Source organism: Agromyces sp. S2-1-8, assembly GCF_021129215.1.
In the GTDB taxonomy this organism is placed as follows: domain Bacteria; phylum Actinomycetota; class Actinomycetes; order Actinomycetales; family Microbacteriaceae; genus Agromyces; species Agromyces chromiiresistens.
Window position 1 is genome coordinate 3,678,369 of the sequence record NZ_JAJOLP010000001.1, and the last position, 17,275, is coordinate 3,695,643.

The 17,275-nt window shown below is 71.7% G+C and carries 14 protein-coding genes and 1 pseudogene; 7 read left to right on the forward strand and 8 right to left on the reverse strand.

The annotated features are described in order from the left end of the window. Positions 1-15 precede the first annotated feature (15 nt). The gene (locus LR269_RS16725; protein WP_231431886.1) at positions 16-681 is read left to right on the forward strand and encodes a TetR/AcrR family transcriptional regulator; all 666 of its coding nucleotides are present in this window, start codon (positions 16-18) and stop codon (positions 679-681) included. Positions 682-943: 262 nt separating this feature from the next. Continuing rightward, on the forward strand, positions 944-2,572 hold the full coding sequence (locus LR269_RS16730) for an ABC-F family ATP-binding cassette domain-containing protein (protein WP_231431887.1): 1,629 nt from the start codon (positions 944-946) through the stop codon (positions 2,570-2,572). Positions 2,573-2,723: 151 nt separating this feature from the next. Here LR269_RS16730 and LR269_RS16735 read toward each other — a convergent pair whose 3' ends face one another. The 5 genes from LR269_RS16735 to LR269_RS16755 all read right to left on the reverse strand — a co-directional run bounded on the left by LR269_RS16735 (position 2,724) and on the right by LR269_RS16755 (position 10,161). Continuing rightward, entirely contained in the window at positions 2,724-5,792 is a 3,069-nt protein-coding gene (locus tag LR269_RS16735; RefSeq protein WP_231431888.1) for an NEW3 domain-containing protein, read from the reverse strand. Between the two features lie 203 nt (positions 5,793-5,995). Then, on the reverse strand, positions 5,996-6,814 hold the full coding sequence (locus LR269_RS16740) for a carbohydrate ABC transporter permease (RefSeq protein ID WP_231431889.1): 819 nt from the start codon (positions 6,812-6,814) through the stop codon (positions 5,996-5,998). Then, positions 6,811-7,716, reverse strand: a complete 906-nt coding sequence (locus LR269_RS16745) for a carbohydrate ABC transporter permease (RefSeq protein ID WP_231431890.1) — start codon at positions 7,714-7,716, stop codon at positions 6,811-6,813. Before LR269_RS16745 ends, LR269_RS16740 begins: the two co-directional genes overlap by 4 nt. Beyond that, positions 7,709-9,067: an ABC transporter substrate-binding protein gene (locus tag LR269_RS16750; protein ID WP_231431891.1), complete on the reverse strand. Its 1,359-nt coding sequence runs from the start codon at positions 9,065-9,067 to the stop codon at positions 7,709-7,711. The genes LR269_RS16745 and LR269_RS16750 overlap by 8 nt, the downstream gene beginning before the upstream one ends. Continuing rightward, positions 9,064-10,161: a PfkB family carbohydrate kinase gene (locus tag LR269_RS16755; protein WP_231431892.1), complete on the reverse strand. Its 1,098-nt coding sequence runs from the start codon at positions 10,159-10,161 to the stop codon at positions 9,064-9,066. Before LR269_RS16755 ends, LR269_RS16750 begins: the two co-directional genes overlap by 4 nt. A gap of 137 nt (positions 10,162-10,298) precedes the next feature. On the opposite strand from LR269_RS16755, the gene LR269_RS16760 reads away from it, so the two are divergent. Together LR269_RS16760 and LR269_RS16765 are read left to right on the forward strand one after the other, a co-directional pair. Beyond that, a complete protein-coding gene (locus tag LR269_RS16760; RefSeq protein WP_231431893.1) occupies positions 10,299-11,048 on the forward strand; it encodes a DeoR/GlpR family DNA-binding transcription regulator in 750 nt (249 codons plus the stop codon). Then, a complete protein-coding gene (locus tag LR269_RS16765; RefSeq protein WP_231431894.1) occupies positions 11,045-12,376 on the forward strand; it encodes a 6-phospho-beta-glucosidase in 1,332 nt (443 codons plus the stop codon). Before LR269_RS16760 ends, LR269_RS16765 begins: the two co-directional genes overlap by 4 nt. Here the strand turns inward: LR269_RS16765 and LR269_RS16770 are convergent. After that, complete coding sequence (locus tag LR269_RS16770; protein WP_231431895.1) at positions 12,366-12,995, reverse strand: glyoxalase; 630 nt, start codon at positions 12,993-12,995, stop codon at positions 12,366-12,368. The two genes, LR269_RS16765 and LR269_RS16770, sit on opposite strands and share 11 nt — an antisense overlap. A gap of 348 nt (positions 12,996-13,343) precedes the next feature. On the opposite strand from LR269_RS16770, the pseudogene LR269_RS16775 reads away from it, so the two are divergent. Further along, positions 13,344-13,901: pseudogene (locus LR269_RS16775) on the forward strand (DUF2306 domain-containing protein); the annotation flags it as partial. Between the two features lie 120 nt (positions 13,902-14,021). Here LR269_RS16775 and LR269_RS16780 read toward each other — a convergent pair. Further along, on the reverse strand, positions 14,022-14,789 hold the full coding sequence (locus tag LR269_RS16780) for a DeoR/GlpR family DNA-binding transcription regulator (protein WP_231431896.1): 768 nt from the start codon (positions 14,787-14,789) through the stop codon (positions 14,022-14,024). A gap of 59 nt (positions 14,790-14,848) precedes the next feature. Between LR269_RS16780 and LR269_RS16785 the strand changes: the two genes are divergently transcribed. Beyond that, positions 14,849-15,226 carry a DUF4406 domain-containing protein gene (locus LR269_RS16785; RefSeq protein WP_231431897.1) on the forward strand — a complete coding sequence of 126 codons (378 nt, stop codon included), beginning with the start codon at positions 14,849-14,851 and terminating at the stop codon, positions 15,224-15,226. Positions 15,227-15,242: 16 nt separating this feature from the next. On the opposite strand, the gene LR269_RS16790 is transcribed toward LR269_RS16785, so the two are convergent. Then, on the reverse strand, positions 15,243-15,866 hold the full coding sequence (locus LR269_RS16790; protein ID WP_231431898.1) for a CGNR zinc finger domain-containing protein: 624 nt from the start codon (positions 15,864-15,866) through the stop codon (positions 15,243-15,245). A gap of 63 nt (positions 15,867-15,929) precedes the next feature. On the opposite strand from LR269_RS16790, the gene LR269_RS16795 reads away from it, so the two are divergent. Then, positions 15,930-17,258, forward strand: a complete 1,329-nt coding sequence (locus tag LR269_RS16795; protein WP_231431899.1) for an MFS transporter — start codon at positions 15,930-15,932, stop codon at positions 17,256-17,258. Positions 17,259-17,275: the final 17 nt, after the last annotated feature.

Consider the following 17,275-nt stretch of genomic DNA (forward strand, 5'->3'; position numbering starts at 1 on the left):
GATACTCTTGCACGCATGGCCTCACGTCAAGCGGCAGTTCCGGCGAAGCCGTGGTCGCGAGCTCGCACGGCACGCCAGACCCTCACCCGCCGCGAGGTCACCGATGCGGCGATCGCCCTCGTCGAACGCGACGGCCTCGACGGACTGACCATGCGCCGCCTCGCCACCGAGCTCGGCTGCGCGCCGATGAGCCTCTACACGCACGTCAGCAGTCGCGACGACCTCGTCGACGCGATCGTCGAGCAGCTGATCGAGCGCCTCGACCTGCACGAGCAGCCCGGCGAGACGTGGCAGCAGGCGGTGCGCCGCACGCTCGCGTCGTACCGCGACCTCGCCGTGCAGGTGCCGCACGCGTTCGAGCTGCTGGCGCTCGCCCCGTACGACACCTCTCCCGTCGCACCGCACCTCGCCGGCGTGCTCGCCGGCCTCGAGCATGCGGGCCTGACGGCCGACCAGGCCCGGCAGGTGCTCGGCATCGTCGACGCCTACGCCTCGGGGTTCCTCGTGGTGTGGGCGCGCAGCCATGCGGCCGAGCGCCCGTCCGGCGCAGGGGTCGCCGCCGCCTCGACGGCCGACGTCGCCGGCATGCGCGAACTCGCAACGTTCGACCAGGGCCTCGAAGCACTCATCGCCGGGCTCGACGCGACGCTCGTGTCGGGCGCGAGGGCCACCGACCCTTGACACCGGCCGAAGCGCCCACTAACGTCGCTCGGCGATGGGTACGCTGATCTACTCCTGAGTGGTGAGCCGTGTCGAGCAATGCTCCACGGCTTCCGCATCGATGCCGGCGCTGAGCGCCGCTGATCGACGCGCAATCGACCGCCACTGATCATTCGGCTCGCAGCCGTCGACGCTCGCGCGCACCCCCTTCGGGCGGTGTCCGCCGACGAACCTCGACCGGCGCTCGCGACCTCGCGAGACGGGCCGGGAAGGAGCTTCCTCCATGTACCCCACCAGCCAACTCTCCCTCCACGCCGTGACCAAGCGCTTCGGCGAGCGCGTCGTGCTCGACCGGGTCGAACTCTCGCTCCGCCCCGGCGAGCGCGTCGGCATCATCGGCGACAACGGCTCGGGCAAGTCGACCCTGCTGCGCCTCATCGGCGGCGCGCTGAGCCCCGACGCCGGCGAGCTCGTCGCGCGCTTCGCCGGAGGCGTCGGCGCGCTCGACCAGGTGCTCGAGCTGGCGTCGGACGCGACCGTGCACGACGCGATCGACGCGTGCTCGACCGAGCTGCGCGGGCTCGAACGCGAGATGCACGCGGCCGAGCAGGGGCTCGCCGACCTCGAGGGTGCCGCGCTCGACGACGCCCTCGCCGAGTACGCGGCCATCACCGAGCGCTTCGAGGCGCGCGACGGCTACGGCGCTCCCGCCCGGCTCGATGCATCGCTCGACGCGCTGGGCGTCGGCGGCCTCGACCGCGACCGCGCGTGGGAGACGCTCTCGGGCGGCGAACGCTCGCGCGTCGCGCTCGCGGCGACGGTGGCTGCGAACCCCGAGCTGCTGCTGCTCGACGAACCGAGCAACGATCTCGACGACGACGCGTGGCAGTGGCTCGTCGATCGCCTGCGGGTGCACGACGGCACCGTGGTCGTGGTGACGCACGACCGCGCGTTCCTGCAGGCGCTCACGCAGGTGATCTGGGAGGTCGACGCCGCCTCGGTCGCGCGCTACGGCGACGGCTACCCCGGCTACCTCATCGCGAAGGCGAACGAACGCGAACGGCACCGGCTCGCCTACGAGACGTGGAAGGCCGAGCTCGCCCGCAACCGCGAGCTCGTCGCGGCGAACGCGGGGCGGCTCGCCGCGATCCCGCGCAAGCTCGACAAGGCCGGCATGGGCACGGGCGCGTTCCGGCCCCGTGGCCGCGACCACGGGGCGATGGGCCGCATCCGCAACGCGAAGGCGAGGATGTCGCGGCTGCTCGCCGCGCCCGTGATCCCGCCGGCCAAGCCGCTCTCGTTCGCGCCGACGGCCTTCACCGGTTCGGTCGACGCCCAGGTCGAGGGCGCCCCCTTGCTCGTGCTCTCCGGGGTACGGGTGGCCGAGGCATCCGTCGACGACCTCGTGCTCGCGCCCGGGGGCCGGCTGCTGATCACCGGACGCAACGGAGTCGGCAAGACGAGCCTGCTGCGCGTCATCACCGGGGAGCTCCGCGCCGATGCCGGCACGGTGACGGCCACGCCGCGCATCGGGCACCTGCGCCAGCAGAGCGCGATCCGGCCGAGTCGTCGCACCCTGCTCGAGGCGTACGCGGCGGGGATCCGCGAGGACCGCGAGACGGCCGAGGCCCGGCTGATGTCGCTCGGGCTGTTCCATCCGCGGGACCTCGTGGTGCCGGTCGGCGCGCTCTCGTACGGGCAGCGGCGGCGGCTCGAGCTCGCGCTGCTCGTGAGCGAGCCGCACGAGCTGCTGCTGCTCGACGAGCCGACGAACCACCTGTCGCCCGACCTGGTCGAAGACCTCGAAGGCGCGCTCGAACGGTTCACCGGCGCGGTCGTGCTCGTCTCGCACGACCGTCTGCTGCGCGAGCGGTTCGGAGGTCAGCGGCTGCGGCTGGACGGGCCCGAGTAGGGCGCACCGCGACATCGGGGATCGCCACGGTCTCGGTCCGACCGGCGCGGATCCTTCCGATCCTGCGGCGATCTCCGATCGCGCGGAGGCCTCCCGGCGACGCGCGAAACGCCCGGCCCGCTGGATGCGGGCCGGGCGTTCGCGCGGCGGATCAGCCCTTGCCGGGCTTGGTCGCCTCGATCGGGAAGCTCCACGCGTTGACGCCGTCGCCGCTGCCCGCCTCGATGCCGCCCTGCTCGGCGTACGAGACGAGGATGCGGGCGTCGTCGGCGAGCGCCGCGCGGGTGGCCGCGTCGATCGGCACGGCGAGCTTGCCCGTCCCGGCGTCGACGGCCTGCTCGAACGAGCCCAGCAGTCGGCCGCTCATGTCGGGCGCCCACGGCGGGGCCGCGCCGTCGGCCGGCGAGCAGGCCTCGAAGCCGTACACGTCGCCGGCGCAGCTCGTGGTCCAGACCGGGATGAACGTCGTATCGCCCTTCCAGAGGAAGACGCGCACGGTGCCCGCCTCCTCGGTGTCGTAGGAGATGCGCACGTTCTTCTGCTGGACCTTGACGTCGGTGACGCTCATCGCATCGCTCGGCTGCACCCCCGAGATCGTGCCGCCCCTGGTCGCCGACTGCGCGACCGTCTGCGGCGACTGCACGCCCTGCAGGGCGGTGTCGGGGATGATCGGCGCCGACGCCTCGGTCGACCGGTCGGCCGGCGGGGCGTACCCGTCGAGGTAGGCGTGACCCCAGCGGTAGGGCTCCGACTGCTGGCTTCCGAAGGCCGACCACGCGGTGCGGGTCTGGCCGATGAAGTCCTGGGTGTCGGAGTCGTACGGGGTCACGTTGAGCCCCAGGTACCGCGGGTCGACGTCGTTCTGCGCGGCGTCGCCCGACGGCACGGCGCCGGTCGGGCCGACCGCGGCGGGCAGGGCCGCGAGCGGCACCTTCACCTCGAGGTCGTAGCCGCCGCCGGCGTAGGTGCCGTCGGCCTCGCGGGCGACCTCGACCGCCACCTCGACGCCGACGGCGTTGAGCCCGCCCTCGACGGTCTCGGCGAGCGGCCCCGTCGAGAATCCCTGGTGGTTGTCGGCGTCGCGCGACCAGCACGGGCCGTCCTCGCCGTTGCCGTTGGCGGCTTCGGCATCGTCGGTGAACGGGAACATGCCGAGCTTGAACGTCGTCGACGTGTCGACCGAGTCGCCGCGCGGGTCGAGCAGCAGCTCGACCGAGTCGACGAGCCAGTGGCCGAAGCACCGGTCGGGCGTCGCGGCGGCGCTCGCCACGTCGTCGGTCACGCGGATCTGCGCGTAGAGCGCGTCGTCGTACCAGCCGAGCTTCGCGAGGCTGCCGTCGCCGCAGTCGACGCCCTCGACGGCGCAGGCCGCGCCCTCCCACCGGGTGCCGATGTCGACCGGCTCGCCCGTGTAGACGTCGTCGGCGGTGCCGTCGACGGTCGGTGCCGAGGCGAGCTGCGGGATCACGACCGTCGGCACGAGGTACACCGTCTCGTTCTCGGTCGAGGTGCCCGCACCCGAGGTCGTCGTCGCGGTGAACGTCACCGTGCGGCTGCCGGGGTCGGCTGGGTCGGTGTGCGTGACGACGAACTCGACCGTCGCGGTGTCGCCCGCGGCGAGCCCCGTGAACGGCTTGGATGCCTCGTCGGCGACGAACCCGGCGGGCAGCGCGAGCGCGACCTCACCCGACTCCGTCGAGGCGGTGCGGTTGGTCACCTCGACCGGCACCGTCACGGTCTCGCCGGCGCCGATCTGGGCGACGGCGTTCGAGCGACCGCCCACGTAGGCGTCGTGGTCGCGGGTCCACTGCTCGTACTCGGCCATGTTGCCCCAGCGCTCGAAGCGACCCTCGACGGGCGCGACGAGCGCGATGCGGGTGTCGTTGTACGCGGTGACCTCGCCGTCGAACGAAGCGGCGAGCTTGTAGACGCCCGCTGCCGCGTCGGCGGCCGGGGTGACGGTGAACGTCGCCGTCGAGGCATCCTCGTCGCCGATGCCGTCGAGCTCGACGGGGTCGGAGACCTGCCAGCCCGCGGGAACCGCGAGGCTCACGGTGCCGCCGCCGAGGTCGCCCTCGCCTGAGCGCGCCGAGACGGTGACCTCGAACGGCTCGCCGGCGGCCTCGTAGTAGTCGTCGACCGCGAGCGAGAACTCGGAGCCGAGCGGCATGCCGCCGGGGTCGGCGACGACGGCGCCGTAGAGCACCGCGTCGTCGTTCGCGGAGGCCGGCGAGCTGTTCGGCTGCATCGGCACGATCGACTGCGAGACGCCGTAGCGCTGGCAGGTGGGGTTGGTGAGGCCCTTCTCCATCACGCGTGCCTGCGTGGGGTGCGCCCGACCGCCCTCGCGGCCGACCTGCGCCCACGACTTGGCGGTGCCCGCCTGCTGGCCCTGCACGTTGCCCTCGGCCCAGACGTACGGCGAGTCGTAGCCGGTCCACGTGCCGACGACCGTGAACGGGTTCGTCGCGGCCGGCGTGAAGCCGGTGTTGCAGTTCGGCGCGGCCGTGCCTCCCGAGCCGGTCGTGAGGCCGCCGGCGAGGATCTTCTTGACCTGCCAGGTGTCGACGGCGCCCGTGCCCTCGAGCTGTTCGGGGAACATCTCGGGATCGGCGGCCGCGGCCGCGGCCTCCCAGATCATGCGGCCCTGCGCGTACTGGTGGTTGCCGTGCCCGGCCGCGAGCGACGGCGTCGAGCCGACCAGGATCTCGGGCTGGGTCTCGCGGATGATGCGCACGGTGCGGCGCAGGGTCTCCTCGGCGTCCCACACCTGCGCGGTGAGCGCCGCCGAGGTGTTGTAGAAGAAGTCGACCCGGTCGAGGTTGAAGATGTCGATCGTGCCCGAGCGCACGTGGGAGGTGCGGTCCTCGTTCTCCCGGCGGAGGCCGAGGTCGGGGCCGGCCTCGGGGCCGACCGAGTTCGAGCCGCCCTCGCCGCGCGTGGCCATGATGATGCCGCAGCGCACGCCGTAGAGGTCGTGCCAGACGCCGCAGGGCGTCGTGAACCCGGCGTCGTCGTCGGGGTGGGCCCAGATGCCCATGATGTCGATCTTGCCGCGCTCGGTGTCGATCGCGATCGAGGGGTCGCCCGCCTCGAGCTTCGTGGCGGCATCGGCCGCCGGGGTTTCGGTGCCCATCGTCGCTGCCATCGCGGTACCCGGTCCCATGAGTACGGCGGCCGTGACCAGCGAGGTCAGCAGCATGGCGTGATGTCGTTTCATGCGGTCCTCCGTTGGACGCTCGGACGACGGACTGCCGCCCGATCTCCCATCAAGCTAGAGCAGACTCGATCGAACAATCAAGCAGTTTCACGCAGTTTCACGCATTAACGCGTGCGCGGAGTTGCGCACAGCGGGCACGCCCATGCGGGGTGCACGCCGAGACGACGCGCGCACCCCGCTCTGCGCCGGACGGCGCGCGGGCCTCACTCGCGCACGGCGCCCTCGATCATGCCCTTGATGAAGTGCCGTTGCAGGAACACGTAGAGCAGCACGATCGGCAGCGCGACCATGACCGCGCCCGCGGCGAGCAGCGCCGTGCCCTGCGTGTACTGACCCTGGAAGAACGCGAGCCCGAGCGGCGCGGTGCGCACCGACCCGCTCGGCGACATCACGAGCGGGATGAGGAACTCGTTCCACGTCCACATGAACGTGAGCAGCACGAGCGTCAGGATCGCCGGGCGCCCGATCGGCACGAGCACCTGCCAGAGGATGCGCATCGAGCCCGCCCCGTCGAGGCGCGCCGCGTCGATGAGCGCCCGGCTCGAGGTGCGGAAGTACGTGCGCATCCAATAGGTGCCGAACGCGATCGACATCGCGATCTGCGGCGCGGCGACGCCCCAGACCGTGTTCGTCAGCCCGACGACCCGCAGGTCGAAGTAGAGCGGCACGATGAACGCCTCGGTCGGCACCATGATGCCGAGCAGGAACACGTAGAACATGAGCGTCGCGCCGCGGAACTTCATGGTGCCGAGCGCGTACCCGGCGAGGATCGACGCGAGCACCGCCACGACGACCACGATCACCGCGACGATCACCGAGTTGAGCATGTACTGGCCGAACCGGCCGATCTCCCACGCCTCGGGGAAGTTCTCGGGGTGGAACAGCCCGCCCTCGCGTGCGGCCGACGCGCTCTGCGGCCCGAAGGCGAGCGAGACGATGACGGCGATCGGGCCGAGCACGATGAGCGCGAATGCGACGAGCACGACGTAGTTCGCGCCTCGTTCGATCGGGGACACCTTCACTTGCGGTCTCCGATCATGTTCACGACGCCGTTGATGGCGAAGACGATGATGGTGAGCACGACGCCCACCGCGGTCGCGACACCGACCTCGCCGAGCTCGAACGCCCGACGGTAGATCTCATAGCTCGGCACGGTCGTCGACGTGCCCGGCCCGCCGCTCGTCGTGACGTAGACGAGGTCGAACGTCTTGAGGGCGGCGACGATCGTGAGCGTGAGCGCCACGGTGATCTCGCCGCGCACCATCGGCAGCGTGATCGCGAAGAACTCGCGCACCGGGCCCGAGCCGTCGAGCCGCGCCGCCTCGTAGAGCTCGCGGGGCACGCGACTCATGCCGGCCATGAGCAGCACGGTCACGAGGCCCGTGCACACCCACGTGCCGATGAGTCCGACCGCGGGCAGCGTGAACGCGTAGTCGCCGAGCCACGGACGCGCGAGCGCGCCGAGCCCGATCATGCGCAGGAACCCGTTGAGCGGGCCGTCGGGCGCGTAGATCTGCCGCCAGGTGACGGCGACGACGACCATCGCGATGACCTGCGGCAGGAAGATCACGCTGCGGAAGAACCCGAGCCCGCGCACCTGGGCGCGGGTGAGCAGGCTCGCGAGCAGCAGGCCGATCACGAGCGGCAGCACCGCGTAGAAGAACACGAGCACGAGCGCGTGCCAGAAGGCCTCGCGCAGGCGCTCGTCGAAGATGATCTCGACGTAGTTGTCGAACCCCACGAAGGTGGAGGCTCCGAGCCCGTCCCACTCGAAGAACGAGAACTGCGCGGCCCGCACGAGCGGGAACAGCAGGAAGACCCCGTAGAGCAGGAGGGCGGGGGCCAGGTACGCCCAGGGAACCCACGCCGATCGGGCGGAGCGCCGAGAGGCGCTCCGCCCGACCGTGGTCGTGCCGTCAGCCATTGCTTTCGACGAACTCCGAGTAGTCGGCCTCGAGGGTCTCGGTGAACTGCTCGGGTGTCGCCTGCCCGGCGAGCAGGTCCTGCAGTGCCTGTCCCATCGTGTCGCCGAAGGTCGGCGTCGCGTAGTCGAGGTAGGGCAGCAGGCTGCCGTTGCCGGTGACGTCGCCGAACACGGTGAACACGTCGGCCATCACGCCCTCGCTCGGGGCGAGCTCGGCGGTGCGGTTGACGGGCAGGTTGCCGGTCTCGGCGAGCACGTCCATCGCCTCATCGCTCGTGATGAAGTCGATGTACGCCGCGGCGACGTCGGTGTTGTCGGCCGCCGAGGTGATCGTGAACGGCAGGCCGGTTCCGCCCGTCGTCGCGGGCGTGCCGTCGCCGGTGTTCGGGATGAAGAACCCGACGTCGTCGCCCATCGCGTCGGCGAGGTCGGCGGCGAGCCACGAACCGCCGATGAGGAAGACGCCGTCGCCGGCCGCGAGCGACTGCCAGGCCGCGTCGTAGTCGGTGCCGTTCACGCCGTCGTTGAAGTAGCCGGCCTCGACCCAGCCCTGCAGGGTCTCGGCGGCCGCGACGTTCTCGGGCGTGGTCCAGCTCTGGCCGGCGTTGCCGAGGCCGAGGTCGGTGATGACCTCGGCGTCGACGTCGTCGCCCTGCACCGGGCCGAACACGTGCAGCGCGGGCCACTTCTCGATGTTGCCGAGCAGCATCGGCGTCTCCCCCGCCGACTTCGCGGTCTTCAGGGCCGCGTCGAACTCGGACCAGTCGGCCGGCACCTCGAGGCCGAGCTCCTCGAGCTTGGACTTCGAGTAGAAGACGCCGACGACCTCGCCGACCTGCGGCAGGCCGTACAGGTTGCCGTCGCCGAACACCTTCGCGTCATCGCTGTACGTCGAGTACTGCAGCACCGACGGCGAGTACCGGTCGAACCAGCCGTACGCCTCGGCGTAGTCGTCGAGCGGGCGCAACTGCTCGGCGGCGACGAACTGGCCCATCGTGTTGCGGCCGTTGTTCGCCTGCACGACGTCGGGTGCGTCGGCGTCGGTGAGGGCGAGCCGCAGCGTGGTCGCGAGGTCGTCGAACGACTGCGAGTTGCGGTCGATCGTCACGTTCGGGTACTTCTCCATGAACGCGGCGTTGAGCTGCTCCATCTGCTCGTTCTGGCCGCCGCGCACCTCCTGGTCCCACACGGTCAGGGTGACGTCGCCGACATCCGAGATGTCGGTGCTGATGTCGCCCGTGTCGGCGGTGTTGCCGGGGCTCGCACCGGTGCCGGGGGCGCAGCTCGTGAGGGCGACGACGAGGGCGGCGCCCGTCAGCGCCACCGCGGTCAGTCGGGTGTTCCGTCTCATGATGTACCTCTCTTCTCGGGATTCGATCGCCGGGCCGCTGTGGTGCCGTAGTCGGCGAAGGGGAAGGTGAGCTCCGCTCTGCGGCGCCCGGATGCCTCGGGGACGGCGTCGCTCAGGAAGGCGAATCTCGTCGCGAGCTCGCGATCGTCGCCGCCCTGCGCACGACTCCACCAGTCGGCGACGTCGCCCCAGCCGGGGGCGCCGACCGCGCCGCCGGGGTGCTCGACGGCGAGCGCCGCGCAGAGCGACGCGAACGAGAGCCGCTGTTCGAGGTCCCAGTCGCGCAGGGTGCCGAACACGAGGGCCGCACCGAAGACGTCGCCGGCGCCCGTGGCGTCCCGTCCGCTCGTCGGCACCGCGGGCACGACGACCTCGTCGCCGCTCGCCGAGTCGATCGCGACGGCACCGTGCTCGCCGCGCGTGACGACGACGAGCGGCACGAGCTCGGCGAGCGCGCGGGCCGCGCCGGCCGCCGAGTCGGTGCGCGTGTAGGCCATGGCCTCGGTCTCGTTGGGGGTGAAGGCGTAGCAGTCGGCGAGGAGGCGCAGGTCGGCCGGGTCCCAGCGTCCGCTCGAGTCCCAGCCGAGGTCGGCGAAGATCTTCGTGCCCGAGTGGGCTGCGGCCCGCCACCAGGCGTCGACCTCCCGGCCCCCGCGCGAGGCGCCGAGGTCGACGAAGGTCGCGCGAGCGGCGGGTCGGTCGCCGACGAGCTCGCCCGCGGTGAACGGCGCCGGCTCCTCGCGGGTGACCATGCTGCGGTCGCTGCCGGAGGCGATCGAGACGGTGACGGGCGTGGGCCAGTCGGGCACGAGGCGCGAGCGGCCGAGGTCGATGCCCTCGCGGTCGGCGAGGAACTCCCAGCACCAGCGACCGTAGACGTCGTCGCCGAGCGTCGCCGCGAGCGCGGTGCCGAGGCTGAGGCGGGCGGTGGCGACGGCGAGGTTGGCGACGCCGCCCGGGCTCGACGCGAGGCCCTCTGCGTACACCTCGGTGCCCGGGCGCGGTGCCCCGTCGACGCCGGTGAACACGAGGTCGAAGAAGACGGGCCCGGTGAGGAGCACGTCGACGCCGTCGTCGGCAGCCCGTTCAGCCACGCATCCTCCTTGATTGCGATCGCCTGCGCGATCGTCGATCGGCTTTGACTGAACATACTCTCGAATGAACGGTGCTGCGTCAATTCATGCGCGAAATTGTCAATTCATGCTCGAAGTTGACTGCTAGCATCATGCTCATGCTCACAGCAACGCGACAGGCGCACATCCTGAACTCCCTGCGCACCGACGGTGAGGTCACGGTCGAAGAGCTCGCCGAGCAGTTCGGCGTCTCGCTCTCGACCATCCGTCGCGACCTCAACGCGCTGAGCGCCGAGGGCCTGCTGCGTCGCGTGCGCGGCGGGGGCAGCATCGAGCCCGACCAGATCCCGTTCACCGATGTCGAGCGCCAGCACGCGCCCGAGAAGTCGCGGGTCGCCGAGCGTGCGGCCGAGCTGGTCGCCGAGGGCGACGTCGTCATCATCGACATCGGCACGACGACCGCCCTGCTCGCGGCGCAGCTGCGCGGCCGGCGCATCACGGTCATCACCGCGAGCCTCGCGGTCATCGACGAGCTCCGCGACGACGACGTGGTGGAGCTCATCGTGCTCGGCGGTGCCGTGCGCAAGAACTACAACTCGATGATCGGCACGCTCACCGAGCAGGCCCTCGCCCAGATCCGCGCGACGACGTGCTTCCTCGGCACGAGCGGCATCCGCGCCGACGGCACCATCTCCGACACCACCGGCATGGAGGTGCCGATCAAACGGGCGATGATCGAGTCATCCCAGCGCACGGTCGTGCTCGCCGACGGCTCGAAGTTCCCCGGCGTCGGCGTGCTGAGCGTCTGCGGCCCCGACCAGATCTCGGCGGTCGTGACGAACGACGATGCGGATGCCTCCACCCTCGATCTGCTCCGCGAGGCGGGAGTCGAGGTGATGGTCGCGTGAAGCTCACCATCATCGGCGGCGGCGGGTTCCGTGTGCCGCAGGTCTTCGAGGCGGTCGCGGCCGACGACGCACCCGTGCGCATCGACGAGCTCGCGCTCTACGACGTGTCGGCGTCGCGACTCGAGACGATCGGGGCGATCGTGTCGCGCCTCGCGCAGGAGCGCCGGCACGTGCCGGCGATCACGACGACGACCGACCTGGAGGAGGCGCTGCGCGGCGCCGACTTCGTCTTCAGCGCCGTGCGCATCGGCGGCACGCAGGGCCGCATCCTCGACGAGCGCACCGCCCTCGACCTCGGCGTGCTCGGCCAGGAGACCGTCGGCCCGGGCGGCCTCGCCTACGCACTGCGCACGGTGCCGTTCATGACCCGCCTCGCCGAGACGATCCGCAGGGTCGCCCCCGACGCCTGGGTCATCAACTTCACGAACCCCGCGGGCATCGTCACCGAAGCGATGCAGCGCGTGCTCGGCGACCGGGTCGTCGGCATCTGCGACACCCCGATCGGCCTCATGCGCCGCGCCGCCGCTGCGACGGGCAGCTCGGCCGACGCCATCGCGTTCGACTACGTCGGACTCAACCACCTGGGGTGGTTGCGATCGATCACGGCCGGCGGAGACGAACTGCTGCCACGGCTGCTCGAGTCGGACGCCTCGCTCGAACGCATCGAAGAGGCGCGGCTCATGGGCTTCGACTGGGTGCGTGCGATCGGCGCCCTGCCGAACGAGTACCTGTACTACTACTACTTCACGCGCGAGGCGACGGCACGCATCCGTTCGGCGGCGGCGACCCGCGGCGAGTTCATCGACCGCCAGCAGTCGGCGTTCTACAGCGCCCCCGGCGACGACCCGCTCGAGACGTGGATGCGTGCGCGGCACGAGCGCGAGTCGAGCTACATGGCCGAGAGCCGAGACGACGACGAGGAGCGCCACGAGTCGGACGTCGACGGCGGCGGGTACCACCAGGTGGCGCTCGACCTCATGGCGGCGCTCGCGAGCGGGCGCTCGGCGACGATGATCCTGAACGTGCGCAACAACACGCTGGTTCCGCAGCTGCCCGACGACGCCGTCGTCGAGGTCGGCTGCGTCGTCGACGCCGACGGCGTGCACCCGTGGTCGATCGCGCCGGTGGCGGGCGAGATGCTCGGCCTCATCACGCAGGTGAAGTCGGCCGAGCGCCTCATCATCGGCGCCGTGCACGAGCGCTCGCGCGAGCTCGCCTGGCGCGGCTTCGCCGCGCACCCGCTCGTCGACTCGGTCGGCGTCGCCCGATCGCTCGTCGACCGCTACGGCCAGGCGTTCCCCGAGATCGGCGAGCTGCTCACGGCGTAGGCGCCCAGGCGAATCCGTCGGGGTCGACGAACGCCGCGGCATTCCCGTTGATCTCGACGCGGTGCGAGCCGGCACCGTCGGCAGAGACGCCGACGGTCTTCGCGAGTGCGCGTCGCTTGTAGAGGCCGAACCCGATCGGACTGCCCGGCATCGCGAAGTCGACGTAGCCGCCGATGCTCTTCGCGACCGAGAGCCCGCGCTCGGAGTAGAAGCGCTTGCTCGCCGACACGTCGTCGGCGCCGATGAGCAGCACGACGTTCTCGATGCGGTGCGTCGCCGGCCCGGTGTCCTTCTTGGCTTCGCTCGCCATCTGCCAGATCGTGCCGTCGGGCGCCTGCACGACGCCGCCGAACCCCCACAGCGACTTCTCCGCGGGCTTCAGCACGGTCGCGCCTGCGGCGACGGCCGCGTCGAACAGGTGCACGACGTCGGTCGGTTGGCCCACGATGAGCGACATCGTGAATCCGCGGAAGCCGCTCGTCGAGGCATCCGACGGCCTGAGACGCAACCGTTCGCCGAGCCCGAAGGCGCCGTCGTAGAACCGCGCGGATGCCTCGGGGTCGTCGACCTCGAGCGTCACCGAGTCGATCGACGTGAGCTGTTGCTGGTCGGTGTTCATGCCGCCGATGTTTCACGGGCGCGCGTCCGGCGTCAACCCCGGCGTACCCGCACCACATGACCACACGAACACACCCGGCACGGCCACACGACCACACCCCGCGCCACCGACGGCCGAACGGGCGAGAACCGCCTCCGCGAATCGGGGGTTCGCCCCCTGTCGGCACGATCGGCGCGGTCGTAGCTTGCCGCTGTGACCACCGACACCACCCAGAAGACCGCCGCTCCCGACCGCCCGAGCACACCAGGCGACACCTCCGAGGCCTCCCCAGCAGCGCGCCGCACCGGCACCCGCATCGCCTGGACGTGGGTGCTGCTCTCGTCGCTCGGCATCGCCGCGTTCGCGGTCGTGCCGTATCTCACCGCGCCGCTGCGCGAGCTCGCCGAGTCGCCGTCGGGCGGGCTGGCGGGCAACTACGCCGAGCAGCCGCTGCCGATCCGGATCGCGTTCTACGCGCACATCGTGGCCGGCGGCATCGCGCTCGTCCTGGGACCGCTGCAGTTCTGGCGCGGCCTGCGCGAGCGGCGCCCGCGCGTGCACCGCTGGACGGGCCGGGTGTATATCGCTGCGATCGGCGTCGGCGGCATCGCGGCGCTCGTCATCGCACCCGTCAACGATGCCGGACTCGTCGGTCTCTTCGGCTTCGGCGGGCTCGGGGTGCTCTGGCTCGTGACGGGATGGCTCGCCTACCGCGCGATCCGACGCCACGACGTCGACACCCACCGCGCCTGGATGATGCGCAACTTCGCCCTCACCTACGCGGCCGTGACGCTGCGCATCTGGCTGCCGCTGCTGCTGCTCGTGCAGCTGCCGTTCATCGCCGACGGTACCGATTTCGACGCCGTCTTCGCGAACGCGTACGCCGCCGTCCCGTTCCTCTGCTGGGTGCCGAACCTCATCGTCGCCGAGTGGCTCATCGCCCGCCGCGGACTGCCTGCGCTCTGGCGGCAGCCCGAGCGCGGCATCCGTCAGCCGTCGTCGTCCCGGCCACGGCCGACGCCCGGCGACCGACGACCGACGACGCGGTCAGCGCGCGTGCGCGTCGGCCGAGAGGATCGGAACTCCCGCCGCGGCGAGTCCGCTCAGCGTCCGGCTGCCCGGCTCGCCGTCGGTGATGATGCCGGCGACGGCGTCGAGCGGCACGACCGCGTAGCGGGAGGCGGTGCCGATCTTCTCGGCGCTCGCGAGCACGTAGGTCTCGGCGGCGCGTGAGGCGAGGGCGCGCTTCATGGCCGCTTCGTCGGGGTCGCCGGTCGTCAGGCCGGCGGTCGGATGCACTCCGGTCACGCCGAGGAAGAAGAGGTCGGCGCTGATCGTGCCGGCGGCCTCGACCGCGGCTGCGCCGCAGGCGACGGCCGAGTGCTTGAACAGGCGACCGCCGATCAGGAACACGTCGGCCGCGTGGTCGAGCAGGCTGGCCGCGATGGTCGGGCTGTGCGTGATGATCGTGCACTCGAGCGTCTTCGGCAGGGCATCGACCATCGCGAGCGTCGTGGTGCCGCCGTCGAGGATCACGGTGGCGCCGGGCTCGATCATCGCAGCGGCGGTCGCGGCGACGCGCCGCTTGCTCTCGGGCGCCACCGATTCGCGGCTGGTGTAGTCGGCGACGGCCGGGGATGCGGGCAGCGCACCGCCGTACACGCGCACGGCCAGGCCCGCGGCGTCGAGTTCGCGCAGGTCGCGGCGGATGCTGTCCTCCGACAGCCCGAGCTCGACCGCCACCTCCTTGGCGACGATGCGTCCGTCGCGTCGAAGACGCTCCAGGAGCAGGTCTTTGCGTGCAGCGGCGAGCATTCGGGTTCCTTCCTGTTTTTGCACGTTTCTGCTGTATTGTGCCCGATATGACCAAGCCTATGTTGATTCTGATCGCCGGACCCTACGCCTCGGGCACCGGCGGTGATCCCGAACTGATGGCGAAGAACCTGCGGCGGCTCGAAGAGGCCGCCTGGCCGATCTTCCAGGCCGGACACGTACCGATGATCGGCGAGTGGGTGGCACTCCCCGTGCTCGCGAGCGCAGGAGCGAGCGGCCCGTCCGATCCACTGGCGGCCGAGGTCATGTACCCGACCGCCGAGCGGCTCCTCCAGCACTGCGATGCGGTGCTGCGCCTGCCCGGAGCGTCGCGCGGGGCCGACCAGGACGTCGCGATCGCACGGGATCGCGGCATCCCCGTCTACTTCTCGCTCGACGAGGTGCCGGCCGCGATCCCGGCCGCGGCGCCGACCGCATGACGCGCCGGCCGGCGCGCTACCCGGCGGAGGCGCCGGCGCCCGCCGCCTGCCGGCGCGCGTAGAACTCGCGCACCCGGTTGCGGTTGCCGCAGTCGGAGGCGACGCACCAGCGCCGGTTGTGGCGCGGCGAGGTGTCGAGGAACACCCAGCCGCACTCGGCGTCGGCGCACTGCGCCAGCCGATCGAGGTCGTCGCGCAGCAGCAGCTCGACCGCGGCGAGCGCGAGGCGTCGGCGCGGGAGCGCCAGGTCGACGTCGAAGCTCCAGCCCCATCCGTCGCCCCCGCGCGCGAGCATGCCGGCCGCAGCGGCCTCGGCGTGCTCGCGCGCGACCAGGTCGGTCGGCCCGCCCTCGTAGCAGGCCGCGTAGAGCGCCTCGCGCAGTTCGCGCACCCGCTCCCACTCGGCGGCGGCCTCGTCCGGGTGCCTCACCGCGAGCCCGTGCAGCACCGTCTCCTGCGCGGCGTCGACGAGCCCCGACTCGACGGCGAACCGCACGACCTCGTCGTAGTCGACCAGGTAGTCGACGATGCGGTCGAGGGCGAGCCGCTCGGACATCGTGTTCATGAGGTCGAGCCCGACGGCGCCGCCGATCTGCGCGAAGGGGGTGTCGCGCCGGCGGTACGTGACCGGATTCGCCATGCCTTGATTCTAATGCACACTTCGGGCTTTACGCATTCGATCATTTCTGCCAGTGTGTAATGCATGCTTGCACGATCATCCGTTAGCAGCCGCGGAGCTGCGGTCCGCGACATCCAGCGCCGCGCACCGCTTTCCGCCGACTTCTCGCGCCTGTGGGTCGCGCAGGGCGCCGGCGTCGCCGCCGCGCAGGTCGCCGAGCTCGCGCTGCCGCTGCTCGCCGTGCTCATGCTGAACGCATCCGCGCTCGAGCTCGGCCTGCTCGGCGTCGCACGCTGGCTGCCGTTCCTGCTGCTCGCACTCCCCCTCGGCGTGCTCGTCGACCGGCACCGGCGGCGCCCGATGATCGTCATCTCCGACTGGGGCCGTGCGGCCCTGACCGTCGCGATCATCGCCTTGGCCGTCGCCGGCGTGCTGACGACGCCCGCGCTGCTGCTGCTCGCCGCGGCGATCGGCTGCTTCACCGTGCTGTTCGAGGTGTCGTACCAGTCGATCGTGCCGAGCGTCGTGCCGCCGTCGGGGCTCGAGCGCGCGAACTCCCGCCTCGCGGCGACCGCGGCCGCCGTGCAGGTGGGCGGGCCGGGCCTCGGCGGCATGCTCGTGCAGCTCATCTCCGCCCCGCTCGCCCTGCTCGTCACGGCCGTCGGCTACGTCGTCTCGGCGGTCTCGGTCACCGGCATCCGCGCGCCCGAGTCGCCGTCGACCAGCCGCGCCGGGTTCGCCACCGAGCTGCGCGAGGGCATGTCGTACGTGCGTCGCGACAAGTACCTCGTCGCCAACCTCGGCTTCTCGGCGCTCTACAACCCGTTCATCCAGTGGGTCATGGTGCTGTTCCTGCTGCACGCCGTCGAGCAGCTCGGCCTCGATGCCTTCCAGGTCGGCCTCATCCTCGCGATCGGCGCGACCGGCGCACTGGCCGGGTCGCTGCTCGCGGGGCCGCTCGTGCGACGGTTCGGGGCGGGCCGCCCCATCCTGTGGACCGCGGTCGCCGAGTGCTTCGTGCTGCTCCTGCTTCCGGTCGCGGATGCCTCGTGGGGAGCGCCGACGCTCGTGATCGTGCTCGGCCTCGTGTTCGCGGTGGGCGACGCCGGTGCGACGCTGTCGAGCGTCATCCTCATCACCATCCGCCAGCTGCGCACCCCCGACCACCTGCTCGGCCGGGTGAACGCGAGCATGCGCTGGGTCTCGTACGGCACGATCGCGTTCGGCGCCGCCGCGGGCGGCATCGTCGGTGAGCTCGTCGGCACGCAGCTCGGCATCCTGATCGGCGTGCTGCTCACCTTCTCGGCCGTGATCTGGGTCGCGCTCGGACCGCTGCCGCGCGTCGGCGACCCGACCGACCTCGCGATCGCCGAGCGGCGCGAGCAGGAGGCATCCGCCCTCGCCGCCGGGTGAGGAGCGGGCGGGCGCCG